General features: G+C 60.6%; 15 protein-coding genes. 7 read left to right on the top strand and 8 right to left on the bottom strand.

Annotated features, from left to right (window positions below):
• Positions 1-22 precede the first annotated feature (22 nt).
• Both zwf and gnd read right to left on the bottom strand, forming a co-directional pair.
• Positions 23-1,546, bottom strand: a complete 1,524-nt coding sequence (zwf, locus tag AC3IT6_RS13770) for a glucose-6-phosphate dehydrogenase (RefSeq protein WP_489356255.1) — start codon at positions 1,544-1,546, stop codon at positions 23-25.
• A complete protein-coding gene (gene gnd, locus AC3IT6_RS13765) occupies positions 1,543-2,523 on the bottom strand; it encodes a phosphogluconate dehydrogenase (NAD(+)-dependent, decarboxylating) (protein ID WP_489356253.1) in 981 nt (326 codons plus the stop codon). The genes zwf and gnd overlap by 4 nt, the downstream gene beginning before the upstream one ends.
• A gap of 272 nt (positions 2,524-2,795) precedes the next feature.
• On the opposite strand from gnd, the gene AC3IT6_RS13760 reads away from it, so the two are divergent.
• The 3 genes from AC3IT6_RS13760 to AC3IT6_RS13750 all read left to right on the top strand — a co-directional run bounded on the left by AC3IT6_RS13760 (position 2,796) and on the right by AC3IT6_RS13750 (position 5,269).
• Positions 2,796-2,978: a DUF6026 family protein gene (locus AC3IT6_RS13760; protein WP_046042083.1), complete on the top strand. Its 183-nt coding sequence runs from the start codon at positions 2,796-2,798 to the stop codon at positions 2,976-2,978.
• 200 nt (positions 2,979-3,178) lie between these two features.
• On the top strand, positions 3,179-4,915 hold the full coding sequence (locus AC3IT6_RS13755; RefSeq protein WP_489356251.1) for a phosphoethanolamine transferase CptA: 1,737 nt from the start codon (positions 3,179-3,181) through the stop codon (positions 4,913-4,915).
• Between the two features lie 144 nt (positions 4,916-5,059).
• A complete protein-coding gene (locus tag AC3IT6_RS13750) occupies positions 5,060-5,269 on the top strand; it encodes a hypothetical protein (protein WP_008053741.1) in 210 nt (69 codons plus the stop codon).
• 81 nt (positions 5,270-5,350) lie between these two features.
• On the opposite strand, the gene AC3IT6_RS13745 is transcribed toward AC3IT6_RS13750, so the two are convergent.
• The 3 genes from AC3IT6_RS13745 to zapE all read right to left on the bottom strand — a co-directional run bounded on the left by AC3IT6_RS13745 (position 5,351) and on the right by zapE (position 7,675).
• Positions 5,351-5,842: a GNAT family N-acetyltransferase gene (locus AC3IT6_RS13745; protein ID WP_150723745.1), complete on the bottom strand. Its 492-nt coding sequence runs from the start codon at positions 5,840-5,842 to the stop codon at positions 5,351-5,353.
• Between the two features lie 117 nt (positions 5,843-5,959).
• The gene (locus AC3IT6_RS13740) at positions 5,960-6,541 is read right to left on the bottom strand and encodes a DinB family protein (protein WP_489356248.1); all 582 of its coding nucleotides are present in this window, start codon (positions 6,539-6,541) and stop codon (positions 5,960-5,962) included.
• Positions 6,542-6,556: 15 nt separating this feature from the next.
• Positions 6,557-7,675: a cell division protein ZapE gene (zapE, locus tag AC3IT6_RS13735; protein WP_489356246.1), complete on the bottom strand. Its 1,119-nt coding sequence runs from the start codon at positions 7,673-7,675 to the stop codon at positions 6,557-6,559.
• Positions 7,676-7,834: 159 nt separating this feature from the next.
• Between zapE and AC3IT6_RS13730 the strand changes: the two genes are divergently transcribed.
• A complete protein-coding gene (locus AC3IT6_RS13730) occupies positions 7,835-8,887 on the top strand; it encodes an aldo/keto reductase (protein WP_489356244.1) in 1,053 nt (350 codons plus the stop codon).
• Positions 8,888-9,018: 131 nt separating this feature from the next.
• Here AC3IT6_RS13730 and speB read toward each other — a convergent pair whose 3' ends face one another.
• Complete coding sequence (gene speB / locus AC3IT6_RS13725) at positions 9,019-9,978, bottom strand: agmatinase (RefSeq protein ID WP_489356242.1); 960 nt, start codon at positions 9,976-9,978, stop codon at positions 9,019-9,021.
• A 20-nt stretch (positions 9,979-9,998) separates the two neighbouring features.
• Positions 9,999-11,090, bottom strand: a complete 1,092-nt coding sequence (locus AC3IT6_RS13720; protein ID WP_489356240.1) for a polyamine ABC transporter substrate-binding protein — start codon at positions 11,088-11,090, stop codon at positions 9,999-10,001.
• A 101-nt stretch (positions 11,091-11,191) separates the two neighbouring features.
• Here AC3IT6_RS13720 and AC3IT6_RS13715 point away from each other — a divergent pair, with 101 nt between their 5' ends.
• The 3 genes from AC3IT6_RS13715 (at position 11,192) to AC3IT6_RS13705 (ending at position 14,510) form a co-directional block, all read left to right on the top strand.
• Complete coding sequence (locus tag AC3IT6_RS13715; protein ID WP_489356238.1) at positions 11,192-12,085, top strand: LysR family transcriptional regulator; 894 nt, start codon at positions 11,192-11,194, stop codon at positions 12,083-12,085.
• Between the two features lie 163 nt (positions 12,086-12,248).
• Positions 12,249-13,355 carry an enoyl-CoA hydratase/isomerase family protein gene (locus tag AC3IT6_RS13710; protein ID WP_489356236.1) on the top strand — a complete coding sequence of 369 codons (1,107 nt, stop codon included), beginning with the start codon at positions 12,249-12,251 and terminating at the stop codon, positions 13,353-13,355.
• A gap of 3 nt (positions 13,356-13,358) precedes the next feature.
• Complete coding sequence (locus AC3IT6_RS13705; RefSeq protein ID WP_489356234.1) at positions 13,359-14,510, top strand: acyl-CoA dehydrogenase family protein; 1,152 nt, start codon at positions 13,359-13,361, stop codon at positions 14,508-14,510.
• Between the two features lie 133 nt (positions 14,511-14,643).
• Here the strand turns inward: AC3IT6_RS13705 and AC3IT6_RS13700 are convergent, their stop codons facing one another.
• Positions 14,644-15,417, bottom strand: coding sequence for an enoyl-CoA hydratase (locus tag AC3IT6_RS13700; RefSeq protein ID WP_057714717.1), 774 nt, complete (start codon positions 15,415-15,417; stop codon positions 14,644-14,646).
• Positions 15,418-15,422: the final 5 nt, after the last annotated feature.

Here is a 15,422-nt window from a genome sequence, read left to right as displayed (position 1 = left end):
TCGCTCCCACAGGAGATACGTATTATCCGAGGCTGTGCCAGACGCGACCGTCACGGGTGAGCAATTCTTCGCCGGCCTTGGGGCCGTTTTCCCCGGCGGCATAGCTCTGCACACTGGAGTCCTGCTGCCAGGCATCCAGGAACGGTTGCACCGCGCGCCAGCCGTTTTCGATGTTGTCGGCGCGCTGGAACAGCGTCTGGTCGCCGGTCAGGCAATCGTAGATCAGGGTTTCGTAGCCGGTGGACGGCTGCATCTCGAAGAAATCCTTGTAGGCGAACCCGAGCTCGATGTTGTCCATCTTCAAGGCCTGACCGGGACGCTTGGCCAGCAGGTCGAACCACATACCTTCGTTCGGCTGGATCTGAATGCGCAAATAGGTCGGCTGCAACTCATCGACCTCGGTATCGCGGAACTGCGCATAGGGCGCCGGCTTGAAGCAAATCACGATCTCGGTGTCACGCACGCTCATGCGCTTGCCGGTACGCAGGTAGAACGGCACGCCGACCCAACGCCAGTTATCGATCATGACCTTGAGGGCCACATAGGTTTCGGTATTGCTGTCGGGGGCGACATTGTTTTCCTGGCGATAGCCCGGCAGTGACCTGCCGTCGATCTCACCGGCGGCGTATTGGCCGCGCACCGAGTTGGCGCGGGCCTCCTCGACCGTCCAGGGACGGATCGCGCCAACGACCTTGGCTTTCTCGCCGCGCACCGCATCGGCACCAAATGCGGCGGGCGGTTCCATCGCCACCATCGCCAGCAACTGGAACAGGTGATTGGGCACCATGTCCCGCAGCGCGCCGGTGTGCTCATAGAAACTGCCACGGGTTTCCACGCCGACGGTTTCGGCGGCGGTGATCTGCACGTGGTCGATGTAGTGATTGTTCCAGAACGCTTCGAACAGGCTGTTGGAGAACCGGCTGACCAGGATGTTCTGCACGGTCTCCTTGCCCAGGTAATGGTCGATCCGGTAGATCTGCTTTTCCGTCATCACCTTGAGCAGGCAAGCGTTCAAGGCTTCGGCCGTATGCAGGTCGGAGCCGAAGGGCTTTTCGATCACCACCCTTCTGAAGGCCTCGGGGGTTTCTCCCAGCAAGCCGGCCGAGCCGAGGCGGCGTACCACTTCACTGAAGAAACGCGGCGCGGTGGCCAGGTAGAACACCGCATTGCCGGTACCGCTGTCGGCGATTTTTGCCGCCAGCGCTTGATAAGTGCTGTCGTCCAGGAAATCGCCCTGGACGTAGCTGATGCCTTTGGCGAGCTTGGCCCACAGCGCCGGGTCAAGGGCTTGATCGCCCTTGCCGGTCCTGGTGGCCACCTCGTTGCGGATGAAGTCTTCGAGCTTTTTCGCGAAGCCTTCATCGCTGATGGCGTTGTGGTCAACGCCGATGATCCGCAGTCCATCCCCGAGTAAACCGTCACGGCTGAGGTTGTACAGCGCCGGCATCAGCAGGCGCTTGACCAGATCGCCGTGGGCGCCGAACAGGAACAGCGTGGTCGGCGGCGCGGGTTCAGCCTTGGATTTTCTGCGGATCGAGTGGGTCATTTTTTCGAGGTCTCCACATGGCCGCCGAAGCCGAAGCGCTGGGCCGAGAGAACCTTGTCGCCAAAGGTCCCTTGCCCACGCGAGCGGTAGCGAGAGAACAGCGAGTTCGACAGCACCGGCACCGGCACCGCTTGCTCCATCGCGGCTTCGATGGTCCATTGTCCTTCACCGCTGTCGGCCACGGACCCGGAAAAACCGTCGAGCTTCGGATCGCTGGCCAGGGCGTCGGCCGTCAGGTCCAGCAACCACGAGGACACCACGCTGCCACGACGCCAGACTTCGGCGATGTCGGCGACGTTCAGGTCGAAACGCTGGTCTTGCGGCAGGCTCTCGCTGTTTTTGGTCTTGAGGATGTCGAAGCCCTCGGCGAAGGCCTGCATCATTCCGTATTCGATGCCGTTGTGGATCATCTTCACGAAATGCCCGGCGCCGGCGGGACCGGCGTGAATGTAGCCGTGTTCGGCACGCTCGTCGTCGGACTTGCGGTCCCTGGTGCGCGGGATGTCGCCCAGGCCCGGGGCCAGGGTTGCGAACAGCGGGTCGAGGCGCTTAACGGTCTCGGCATCGCCGCCGATCATCATGCAGTAACCGCGCTCCAGACCCCAGACGCCGCCGGACGTACCGACGTCGATGTAATGCAGGCCTTTTTCCGACAGGGTCTTCGCCCGACGGATATCGTCCTTATAGAAGGTGTTGCCGCCGTCGATGATGGTGTCGCCGGCTTCGAGCAAGGTGCTCAGGGTGTCGATGGTTTCTTCGGTCGGTGCGCCTGCCGGCAGCATGACCCAGACCGCACGCGGCCTGGCCAGGCCAGCGACCAGCGCTGGCAGATCGGTGACGCCCGTGGAGCCTTCTGTGGCCAGGGCTTCGACAAAGGCGGTATTGCGGTCATAAACAACGGTGGTGTGCCCGTTGAGCATCAGGCGCCGCGCAATATTGCCGCCCATGCGGCCCAGTCCAATAATCCCGAGTTGCATGTGCTGATGCTCCCTACTACAAATAAAAGTGTGTCAAAGGTTATAGCCCAACGCGACTCATGAGGTTAGTCCAGAGCGTTGGCGTGAAGTTTCCGGGCATTGTGCCCGATCCTGATGGATAACGTCGGGAATCAAACCGAAGACACAACGACCATGAAAAATAAAAAAGTTCCCTTTGGGGGCAAAAGAAATCAAAATTGGCGCCGATAGTAGGTCAGCCCCGGATTTCGAGGCGTACCTACAGTTGAGACACGCCATTTGCGAGGTGAGCAATGGGCACAGTACATACCGCACTGCCAGCACAAACCCTTTACGTCACAATCCGTCGCGATGAATTGCGCCAGTTGAAGGACGAACGCGATCAATTGAAACAGGAACTGGCGCACTTGCGGCTGCTGCTGCAAACCGGTCAGACGCAGCCCCTGGCTGTGACGCAACGCGCTCCACTGGCCTGACACCCCCTCCTTTCAAGCGGGAGCTGATTGCACTGCTTCCGCACCGGCTCACGCCCTGCCACTCCTGGCAACTCACATAATTTTCACAATTGTTTCACAATAATTACTCGTTTAGGTCGCCCGATTCCGCGCGGCCCTCGTTCGTCGTCCGCGATATCCAAGTCCCGGCGGTGGTAGTGAATTCTCGGCTGGAGCGCTGAATGTCTTTGTTTAAACGCAGCAAAACGACTGCGGCAGGATTTGATTGGGCCGGATTCCTCTGGCTGTTTGTATTCTTCTGGTACTTTTCCGGCATTACCCAACTACTGATCCAGCTGACTGGCACCTCCGGCTTTACCGGATTCCGCCAGGCCTTCGTCATGAGCGCCATCTGGCTGGCGCCGATGTTGCTGTTCCCTCGGCAAACCCGTGTCATGGCCGCCGTGATTGGCGTTGTACTGTGGGCGTGCTCCATGGCGAGCCTGGGATATTTCTTCATTTATCAGCAAGAATTTTCCCAGAGCGTCATCTTCATCATGTTCGAGTCGAACGTGGCTGAAGCCGGCGAGTACATGACCCAGTACTTTGCCTGGTGGATGGTCCCGGCGTTCCTGGCCCACAGCGCTTTTTCCTGGTTCCTGTGGACACGCCTGCGCCCGGTGTACCTGCCCCGTGGCAAGGCGCTGGTCGCGGCAACAGCCCTCCTGTTCACCGTGGTCGCCTATCCGCTGATCAAGCAGACCCAGCGCACCGGCAGTTTCGCCGCCGGTTTCGAGAAGTTCGAAACCCGCATCGAACCTGCGGTGCCATGGCAGATGGCCGTGGCCTATCACCGTTACCTCGACACCCTGGCCGGAATGCAGGACATGCTGGAAAGCGCCAGCAAGACTCCACCGCTGCACAACCTCAAGGACGCCATGGCCAACCAGCCTGCGACCCTGGTGCTGGTGATCGGCGAGTCCACCAACCGTCAGCGCATGAGCCTGTACGGCTATCCCCGGGCAACCACGCCGGAGCTGGACAAGCTCAAGGATCAACTGGACGTTTTCGACAATGTCATTACGCCACGCCCCTACACCATTGAGGCACTGCAGCAGGTCCTGACCTTCGCCGACGAAGAAAACCCGGACCTGTACCTGTCGACGCCATCGTTGGTCAGCATGATGAAACAGGCGGGCTACAAGACCTTCTGGATCACCAACCAGCAGACCATGACCAAGCGCAACACCATGCTCACGACCTTCTCCGAACAGGCCGACGAGCAGGTGTACCTGAACAATAACCGCAACCAGAACGCCGCCCAGTACGATGGCGACGTGATCGAGCCGTTCAACAAGGCCTTGGCCGATGCGGCACCGCGTAAACTCATCGTCGTGCATTTGCTCGGCACGCACATGAGCTACCAGTACCGCTACCCGTCGACCTTCGACAAGTTCCAGGACCGTGACGGCGTACCTGCCGGCATTCGCGATGACCAGTTGCCGACGTACAACAGCTACGACAACGCCGTGCTGTACAACGATTTCGTGGTGTCCAGCCTGATCAAGGACTACGCCAGGACCGACCCGAACGGCTTCCTGCTGTACCTCTCCGACCATGGCGAAGACGTGTTCGATTCCGTGGGCCACAGCACCCTGGGGCGCAACGAGAACAAGCCGACAGCACCGATGTACACCATTCCGTTCATGGCCTGGGCCTCCCCGAAATGGCGAGCAGCCCATGACTGGAACCTCGCCGGTGATCTGTCGCGTCCTTACAGCAGTTCGCACCTGATCCACACCTGGGCGGACCTCGCAGGCCTGAGCTTCGACGAACTCGATCGCAGCAAGAGCCTGGTCAGCGACAGCTTCAAGGCTCGTCCATTGATGATCGGCAACCCGTATGAACGTGAGCAACGGGCGTTGATCGACTTCAGTCTGATGAAGCCGAAGACGCCACCGACGGTCGTCCAGCAGTAATCCTTTCAGGGGCCGGTTCCGGCCCCTTTTTCATGCTCGTGAAGTTAATTCCCATTTAACGGATTCGGCGGATAATGCCAATTCGACACTGCTTCATAGATTCATGGACGAAAGGCATCCGACATCTGTAGTGGGAGGCAAACCATGAAACGCACCGCAATGATTCTCGCCGGCCTGATGGCCTTGGGCTCAACCAGCGCTTTTGCCGAAGGTGGAGCCGAACGCATGCGCTATTACTACGAAAGCCTGCGACTGGCCCAGCAAGAAGCCCTGGGCCACCCTATCCAAAGCACTGAGCTGCGGGTTCCGGACGATCAAACCGCACAAATGACTGAAACCTACAGACCGAAATGATCCATGGCCTCCTGACTGCGGCTCTACAGTCGGAGAAGACTACAGGGCGTCCTGATCGGCGCCCTTTTTTTGCCTGTTGAGTCAGAGGCTCTTGGTCCAGAACAGCATTCGACCATGAGCCGGGTCGAACATGCCGGCGGCGAAACCGGCTTTTTCATACGAACCCTGCGCCACGGCATTGCCTTCCAATACTTCCAGGGTGAGCTTGCAGCAGCCACGTTGACGGGCGATGTCCTCGACCTTTTGCAGCATCTTCTGGCTCAAGCCCAGGCCGCGAAATTTTTTCACCACCGACACATCGTGCACATTGACCAGCGGCCGGCAGGCAAAGGTCGAGAATCCCTCGAAGCAATTGACCAGCCCGGCCGGCTCGCCACCGACAAAGGCCAGCACGCTGAAAGCGTGGGGGCGCCTGGCGAGCTCTGCCGGGAGTTGCGCCAGTACATTGGCTGGCAACGGCTGGCCGCCTCCCATCGGGTCTTCGGCGTAGTGGTTCAACACCAGACAAATAGCCTCGGCATGCACCGGATTGGTGTAACTGGCCTGAAGCACAAGAATTTCTGCGGAGTCCATTTCCATCCTCGATCACACATGAAGTAGCCCCCAGCATGTATTTCACGCTGAAGTGCCGGCAGACCATAGCGCGAGCACCGTGGTACCGACAATCGCAACCGCGCAAATTTTTGGCGCTCAAGCGCCCCAGATCAAGGCTTCGGTCCATCCCAGCTCGGCAAAATCCTCGGCGCGCAAGTGCGACTCTCCGGCGCAGAAAAACTCGTCGAGTTGCGGTGGCCGGACCGAGGTGCCGCTGAGCATGGCGTGAACCTGGCCGCGGTGATGGATCTGGTGTTCAAACAAATGGGACAACAGGCGCAAACGACTGTCGTGTTGCGGGTTGTCGCGGGCGATGGTCACGATTTTGCCGAGGTCGGCGTCGCGCATCTGTTCGCAGTAGGCGATCAGCCGGCGGTCGACGTGGGCCTGCTCACCAACCAGGTCCGTCGCCGTGAGGCAGGGCTCGTCTTCCTTGAAAAACATCCGGCAATCGGGATGCGGATCGTCGCCGCGCAGTTCACGCTCCAGGGCGTCCACATAAAACCAGTCACAGGTGAGGTTGTGGTTGAGCGTGGCGCGGATCGTCGGGAAGAAGCTGACCCGGGGTGCGCTCAGTTCCTGTGGGCTCAACTGACGCCAGGCCTTGGCCAGTCGGTGGTTGGCCCAGGCGTTCTGATAGGCCATGGTCAGCAAATGGTGTGACAGGGGCTGATTCATGTTCGCTGCTCCCGATCAAACTTCGGCAAACCGTTGCAGTTGCATTTCCTGCAATCGACTGAGGGTGCGGCGGAACGGGAACTCCAGATAACCCTCGGTGTAAAGCGACGCCATCGGCACCTGCGCCTCAAGGTACAGCGGCACCTTGCGGTCGTAGCACTCGTCCACCAGGGCAATGAACCGTCGCACCCCGTCGTCATGCACCGACAACTGCGGCAACTCGCGATCCCCCGCGTCCACCCGCTCGACACCGTCCTCGGTGCCACGGGCAATGCGCCCGGCGCGTTTCTGTGCGCTGAGGTTGGGCACGTCACTCAACAGAATAGCGCCGTAGGTATCGCACAGGGCGATGAAATCCATGGCCGCGAAGGGTTGCTCGCACAGCGCGGCGTAACGGGTCCAGAGCACAGTCGGGCTGGCCTTGACCACCTCAAGGGTGCGGTAACCGACCTGGATCGACTCGCTCGATACTGACTGGCCGACGCTCAACACCTGGAACACTTCATCCAGCGCGCCGGGCCTGCCGGGCTCGGCCACCCAGTAGCGTTGCGAGCCGGCCCCCGGATGCAGGCGATGGTCTTCCGCGCCATCCACCGCAATCACCTGCATGTGTTGCTTGATCGCCGCGATGGCGGGCATGAAACGATCGCGATTGAAGCCGTCGGCGTACAACTGGTCCGGCGGCAGATTGGACGTGCAGACCACCACCACGCCCTGTTCGAACATCACCTGGAACAGGCGCCCGAGAATAATCGCGTCGCCGATGTCGTTGACGAACAACTCATCGAAACACAGAACGCGCACTTCTTCGGCCAGTTCACGGGCCAACGCCTTGAGCGGATCGGCGGTGCCGGTCAGTTGAAACGAGCGCTGGTGCACCCAACCCATGAAGTGGTGAAAGTGCTGGCGCCGCGCCGGTACTCGAAGGCTTTGGTAGAACTGGTCCATCAACCAGGTCTTGCCCCGCCCCACCGGCCCCCACAGGTACACGCCGGAAATGGGCGCGCGGCCTTCGTGCAGGGCTTCGTGGCACTTTTGCAGGGCCCACACGGCATGTTCCTGGGCCTCGTCCTGGACGAAGTCCTTTTGTTCGATGGCATGCTGCCAGGCGCTTAAGGGGGAATCGATAGTCATGGGCGGCAGTATGCCATTGCGAATGAAAAACGTGACCGGTGATCGGCAGTTTTGTGCAGAAAGGAAAAGCGCCTTGACGCTTTAAATTACTAGCATCATATTTAATAGATGTTGTTGAGAATCTATTAAACCTTGTCGCCATCCCTCTGGAGTCATCCCATGCATTACAAAGTTTTCGGTCGTAAAACCGGCTTGCGTGTTTCCGAACTGGCACTGGGTACCGGTAATTTCGGTACCGGTTGGGGCCATGGCGCCGAGCGTGACGAAGCCAGACGGATTTTTGATGGCTATCTGGAAGCCGGTGGCAATTTCATCGATACCGCCAACGGCTATCAGGGCGGGCAGTCCGAGGCCATGCTCAGCGAATTCATCGCCGCAGAGCGGGATCGCCTGGTCATCGCCACCAAATACACCCTCGGGACTACACCGGCGGCCGGCATTTCCCACACCGGTAACAGCCGCAAGAACATGGTGCGCGCCGTCGAAGAAAGCCTTAAACGGCTGAAGACCGAGCATATCGACCTGTTCTGGGCGCACATGAGCGACGGCGTCACGCCCATGGAAGAGATCCTGCGCGGCTTCGACGACCTGGTCAGTGCCGGCAAGATTCATTACGCCGGGCTGTCGAACTTCCCCGCGTGGCGCATCGCCCGCGCCGACCTCTTGGCCGAGGTGCGTGGTTTTGCGCCGATTGCCGCGATCCAGGTCGAGTACAGCCTCGCCGAACGCACTGCTGAGCGTGAACAACTGCCGATGGCCGAAGCCCTGGGTCTGGCAGCGACCTTGTGGTCGCCGCTGGGTGGCGGCTTCCTGACTGGCAAATATCGCAACAGTGAGGGCGACAATCGCGCGAACAAGCTCGGCGTGCTGATTCACGCCGAAAAAAGCGCCCGCGAAACCGCCCTGCTCGACACCTTGATCGATGTCGCCGCAGAACTGGACGCCAGCCCGACCCACGTGGCCATCGCCTGGTTGCGGGAAAAGGCCAGGCGCTCGACCACGGCGCTGATCCCGATCCTCGGTTCCCGGACCCGGGAGCAACTGGACGCGACATTGGGCGCGCTGAATGTGCAGTTGAGTACCGAGCAAATGGCACGATTGGACGGCGTCAGTGACGTGGCCAAAGGCGTGCCGCACGAATCCATTTCCGGTTCGTCCGCACGGTTCAGCGGGGGGCAGATCCTCGACCTGCCAATCATTCCAGTGGCCTGATACAAATCAAAATTGTGGGAGCGGCGGTGCGGCGATCCGACTTGCTCGCGAAGGCGTTGAGTCAGTCGACATTGTTGTTGAATGACACACCGCTTTCGCGAGCAAGCCCGCTCCCACATTTCGATTGAGTATTACCGGTCGACCTTATGTCTGGCCGCATACAGACACAGCATCTCCATCGCCAGCGTCGCCGCCGCCAGTGACGTAATCTCCGCGCTGTCATAGGCCGGTGCCACTTCCACCACGTCCATGCCCACCAGGTTGATCCCGCGCAGACCGCCGAGAATCTCCAGCGCCTGCACCGTGCTCAAGCCGCCGCACACCGGTGTTCCGGTACCCGGAGCGAACGCCGGATCGAGGCAGTCGATGTCGAAGGTCAGGTACACCGGGTTGTCGCCGACCCGCGCGCGAATCGCTTCGACAATCGCCTCGCAACCACGACGATGCACTTGCCGCGCGTCGAGCACTTGAAAGCCCTGGTGATCATCGTTGGTGGTGCGCAAGCCGATCTGCACCGAATGCGACGGATCGACCAAGCCTTCCTTCGCCGCGTGCCAGAACATCGTGCCGTGGTCGATGCGCTTGCCCTCTTCGTCCGGCCAGGTGTCGCTGTGGGCGTCGAAGTGGATCAGCGACAACGCCCCATGCTTGCGGGCATGGGCCTTGAGCAGCGGATAGGTGATGAAATGGTCGCCGCCAAAGGTCAGCATCGCCGTGCCGGCATTGAGGATGTGCTCGGCGTGGGCCTCAATCATTTCAGGCGTCGACTGCGGCGAGCCGTAATCGAAATCGCAATCGCCGTAGTCGATGACCGCCAGATGATCGAACGGGTCAAACGTCCACGGCCAGTGCCGTTCCCAGGCGATCCCGGCAGAGGCGGCGCGAATGCCCCGTGGTCCGAAGCGTGCGCCGGGGCGGTTGCTGGTGGCCGTGTCGAACGGCACGCCACTGACGGCCACATCAACGCCACGCAGGTCACGACTGTAGCGCCGACGCATGAAACTGGTGATACCAGCGTAGGTACTTTCGGCGGCCGTACCGTATAGGCTGTCGCGGGTAATGGCTTGATCGTTCTGCATCGGGACGTCCATTGAAGGCTCCTTCTCTTTTCTTATTGGCGGCTACGGAAAGTGGTCCACAAGCGGGTGCGCTGGCGCATGTCCTTGAGGCTCATGCTGCGGTCGGCGTACAACCGTTCGCGCACGTCGGCCAGCGGGTAGATGTCCGGATCGGTGCGCACCGCTTCATCCACCAGCGGAGTGGCGGCCTGGTTCGCCGTGGCGAAGAACAACGTATTAGTCAGTGCAGCGACGGACTCGGGGCGCAGCATGAACTCGATAAAGGCGCGGGCGGATTCGGGGTGCGGCGCGTCCTTGGGAATCGCCAGGTTGTCCTGCCACACGAGGGTGCCCTCCCTGGGAATCCGGTAGGCGATTTCATAGGGTTTGTTGGCCTTGCGTGCCTGGTCGGCGGCCATGCTCGCGTCGCCGTTGTAGGTCAGCGCCAGGCACACGCTGCCATTGGCCAGGTCGCTGATCTGCCGCCCGGTGGCGACGTACAGTACGTTCGGCTGTAGCTGATGCAGCAACGCCTCGGCGGCTGACAGATCGTTCTTGTCCGTGCTGTAGGGATCTTTACCCAGGTAATGCAGCGCCAGTCCGATCACTTCCTGGGGTGAGTCGAGAATGGCGATGCCGCAGTCCTTCAACTGGCTCGCGTACTCGGGTTTGAACAGGAGGTCTAGGCTGTTGAGCGGCGCATCCGGCAAGCGCTGCTTGACCGCCTCGACGTTCATGCCCAAACCCAGGGTGCCCCAGGTGTAAGGCACGCCGTAACGGTTGCCTGGATCGACGGCGGCGAGTTTTTCCAGCAAGTCCGGATCGAGGTTGGCGTAACCCTTGAGTCCTTCATGGGGAATCGGTTTCAACGCCCCCGCCGCAAGACCCCGGGCCAGCACGCTGGAGGACGGCACCACCACGTCATAACCGCTGCCGCCGGTGAGCAGCTTGGTCTCCAGTACTTCCGAAGAGTCGAAGGTGTCGTAGCGCACATGGATACCCGTCTCCTGCTCGAACCGTTGCAGGGTTTCGGGGGCGACGTAATCGGCCCAACTGTACAGATTGACCACCTTGTCTTCGGCCTGGACCGAGGCGGCCATGGCAAGGAACAGCGCGGGTAAACACAGCTTGAACATGGGAGCCATGACGAACACCTGACCAGAGGAAGTGATTGCAGGATGCGTCGTCGGATACATTGGTAAAATACCAAGTTAATTAACCTGACTTTATGACGGAGTAATGTTTGATGCTCGGCCAACTCCACGATCTGGATCTGCAATTGTTGCGTCTGTTTGTCAGCGTGGTGGAGTGCGGCGGCTTCAGCGCCGCCCAAGGCGAGTTGGGGTTGAGCCAGTCGAGCATCAGCCAGCAAATGGCCAAACTGGAAACGCGCCTTGGCTATCGGCTATGCAGTCGTGGCAAGGGCGGGTTCCGGATCACACCCAAGGGCGAACAACTGCTCAGCGCCACCCGTGGATTGTTCCAGTCCATCGAAGCCTTCCGTCATCAATCCAATGGCGTGGCCGGGCGCTTGATCGGCGAAGTGCGCCTGGGTCTGTCCGAAGCCCTGGATCAATCGGTGCTGCAACGGGTGGCCGGGGCGATCCGGCGCTTCCGTGAACGGGACGAGTCAGTGCGCATCGAACTGATCAGTGCCATGCCCGGTGAAATGGAGCGCCTGCTGCTGCAACAGCGCCTGGACCTGGCCATCGGCTATTTCTCGCAAGTGCAAAGTGCGTTTGACTACCGCCAATTGTTCATTGAAACCCAGCATCTGTATTGCGCCCCCGGCCATCCGCTGTTCAGCAACCCGGACCCGGACGATCAGGATCTGCAAGCCTGCGACCGGGTCGACCACCCCTACCGTTTTCTGCGCAGTGACGAACCCTTCCAGGGCAAGTTGTGTTCAGCACGCTCCGAACAAGTCGAAGGCACCCTCGCCTTCATCCTTTCCGGCAGGCATGTCGGTTACTTGCCCAGCCACTTCGCTCGTGGCTGGGAAGACAAGGGTTTGCTCAGGGCCGTGCGCCGAGGCGACATGAGTTTCGATGTCGAGTTTCATCTGACCCGGCATCGGGCACAGGTGGCCGGCGAGGCGCAGAAGGCGTTCGAAGAGGATCTGCTCGCGGCGTTTGCCTGAATTGGCCTTGGTCTACGCTGTAACAGTATCGGACATCGACATGCAAAAATGCACAGATAACCTGCAGTTATCCGGGTTGTACAAGGCAAATTTGCACTGATACGATCCGCCATCGCTCGCGCGCGAGCATCTCGATAAAGACAATAAAAGCAGGGAGTTAGTGATGACTGCTCAGGTTTCTGCTCCGGGGACTCAGTCCATGGATGCCATGCAAAACGAAGTGCTGGCCGAGGTTCGCAACCACATTGGTCACCTGACCCTCAACCGCCCCGCCGGCCTCAATGCCCTCACCCTGGACATGGTGCGCAACCTGCACCGCCAGCTCGACGCCTGGGCCCAGGATCCGCAAGTACATGCCGTGGTCTTGCGCGGTGCCGGGGAAAAAGCCTTCTGCGCCGGTGGTGACATTCGCTCGCTGCATGACAGCTTCAAAAGCGGCGACACCCTGCATGAAGATTTCTTCGTCGAGGAATACGCCCTCGACCTCGCGATCCATCACTACCGCAAACCGGTACTGGCCCTGATGGACGGTTTTGTCCTCGGTGGCGGCATGGGCCTGGTGCAAGGCGCAGACCTGCGCGTGGTCACCGAGAAAAGCCGCCTGGCCATGCCGGAAGTCGGCATCGGCTACTTCCCGGACGTCGGCGGCAGTTACTTCCTGCCGCGCATCCCCGGTGAACTGGGGATTTACCTCGGCGTCAGCGGCGTACAGATTCGTGCCGCCGATGCGCTGTATTGCGGCCTGGCCGACTGGTACCTCGAAAGCGTCAAGCTGGGCACGCTGGACGAAAAACTCGACCAGCTCGAATGGCACGACACGCCGCTCAAGGATCTGCAAGGCCTGCTGGCAACACTCGCCAGGCAGCATCTGCCTGATGCGCCACTGGCGACCTTGCGCCCGGCCATCGACCACTTCTTCGCCCAACCCGATGTGCCGAGTATTGTGAAGCAACTGCGTCAGGTAGCGGTCGCCGACAGCCATGAGTGGGCCGTCACCACCGCCGACCTGCTGGAAACCCGCTCGCCGCTGGCCATGGCCGTGACCCTGGAAATGCTCCGTCGCGGACGCGAGCTGCCACTGGAACAATGCTTCGCCCTTGAGCTGCACCTGGACCGCCAGTGGTTCGAGCGCGGCGACCTGATCGAAGGCGTGCGCGCCTTGCTGATCGACAAAGACAAGACACCCCGCTGGAACCCGCCCACCCTCGAGGCGCTGGACGCCGAACACGTGGCGAGCTTCTTCAGCGAGTTTGACCAGAGCGAGAACTGAGCCATGCACGATATCGAATTGAGCGAAGAGCAAGTCATGATCCGCGACATGGCCCGGGATTTTGCCCGCGGCGAAATCGCGCCCCATGCCCAGGCCTGGGAAAAGGCCGGCTGGATCGATGACGGTCTGGTGGCGAAGATGGGTGAACTGGGCCTGCTGGGCATGGTGGTCCCCGAGGAATGGGGTGGCACCTATGTCGATTACGTGGCCTACGCGCTGGCGGTAGAAGAAATTTCCGCCGGCGACGGTGCTACCGGCGCCTTCATGAGCATCCACAACTCCGTGGGCTGCGGGCCGGTGCTCAACTACGGCAGCGAAGAACAGAAAAAGACCTGGCTGGCGGACCTGGCCAGCGGCAAGGTCATCGGCTGCTTCTGCCTGACCGAACCCCAGGCCGGTTCCGAGGCGCACAACCTGCGCACCCGCGCCGAACTGCGCGACGGCCAGTGGGTGATCAACGGCGCCAAGCAGTTCGTCAGCAATGGCAAGCGGGCCAAGCTGGCGATTGTGTTTGCCGTGACCGATCCGGACCTGGGCAAACGTGGCATCTCGGCGTTCCTGGTGCCGACCGACACTGCCGGCTTTATCGTTGATCGCACCGAACACAAGATGGGCATACGCGCTTCCGACACCTGTGCGGTGACCCTGAACAACTGCACCATCCCTGAGGCCAATCTGCTCGGCGAGCGCGGAAAAGGCCTGGCCATCGCCCTGTCCAACCTCGAAGGCGGCCGTATCGGCATCGCTGCCCAGGCACTGGGCATAGCCCGCGCGGCGTTCGAAGCGGCGCTGGCCTACTCCCGTGATCGTGTGCAGTTCGGCAAAACGATCAATGAACACCAGAGCATCGCCAACCTGCTGGCCGACATGCACATGCAGTTGAACGCCGCGCGACTGATGATCCTGCACGCCGCACGCCTGCGCACGGCCGGCAAACCCTGCCTGTCGGAGGCGTCACAAGCCAAGCTGTTTGCGTCGGAAATGGCGGAAAAAGTCTGCTCGTCAGCCATTCAGATTCATGGCGGGTATGGGTATCTGGAAGACTATCCGGTGGAGAAGTACTACCGGGATGCGCGGATCACGCAGATCTACGAAGGGTCGAGCGAGATTCAGCGGATGGTGATTGCCCGCGAACTGAAGAACTACCTGGTGTGACTCGGTAAAGCTTAAAAGCTTCGCGAGCAAGCCCGCTCCCACATTTGATCTGCGGCGAACACAGAATTTGTGAACACCGCAGATCAAATGTGGGAGCGGGCTTGCTCGCGAAGGCGTCCCTAAGAACGCCGCATCACTTGCCTTGGAACTCAGCCTCACGCTTGGCAATAAACGCCGCCATCCCTTCCTTCTGATCCTGCGTCGCAAACGCCGCATGGAACACCCGGCGCTCAAAGCGCACGCCTTCGGCCAGGCTCACTTCAAAGGCACGGTTGACGCTTTCCTTGACCATCATCGCAATCGGCAGCGACTTCTTGGCAATCAGCGCCGCGACTTTCAGCGCTTCGTCCAGCAGTTCATCGCTCGGCACGATACGCGCCACGATGCCGCAACGCTCCGCTTCAACGGCATCGATCAGGCGACCGCTCAGGCACATTTCCATGGCCTTGGCCTTGCCCACGGCGCGGGTCAGGCGCTGGGTACCGCCCATGCCCGGCAGCACGCCGAGGTTGATTTCCGGCTGACCGAATCGGGCGTTGTCACCAGCCAGGATGAAGTCGCACATCAGCGCCAGTTCGCAGCCACCGCCCAAAGCGAAACCGTTGACCGCTGCGATGATCGGCTTGCGGCGGTTGGCCACGCGGTCGCTGTCGCTGAACAGGTCGTCGATGTAGATCTGCGGATAGGTCAGCTCGGCCATTTCCTTGATATCAGCCCCGGCGGCGAAGGCTTTTTTCGAACCGGTCAGGACGATGCAGCCGATGTTCGAGTCAGCCTCGAAGCCATCGAGGGCCTGGTTCAGTTCGCTGACGATCTGCGCGTTCAACGCATTCAGCGCTTGTGGACGGTTGAGGGTGATCAGGCCAACGCGGCCGTGGGTTTCCAGCAAAATCGTTTCATAACTCACAGGGG

The sequence above is a fragment of the Pseudomonas sp. KH_017 genome (assembly GCF_057840285.1).
Note: the sequence above shows the minus strand (reverse complement) of the source record. Positions and strands in the feature narration are given on the sequence as shown.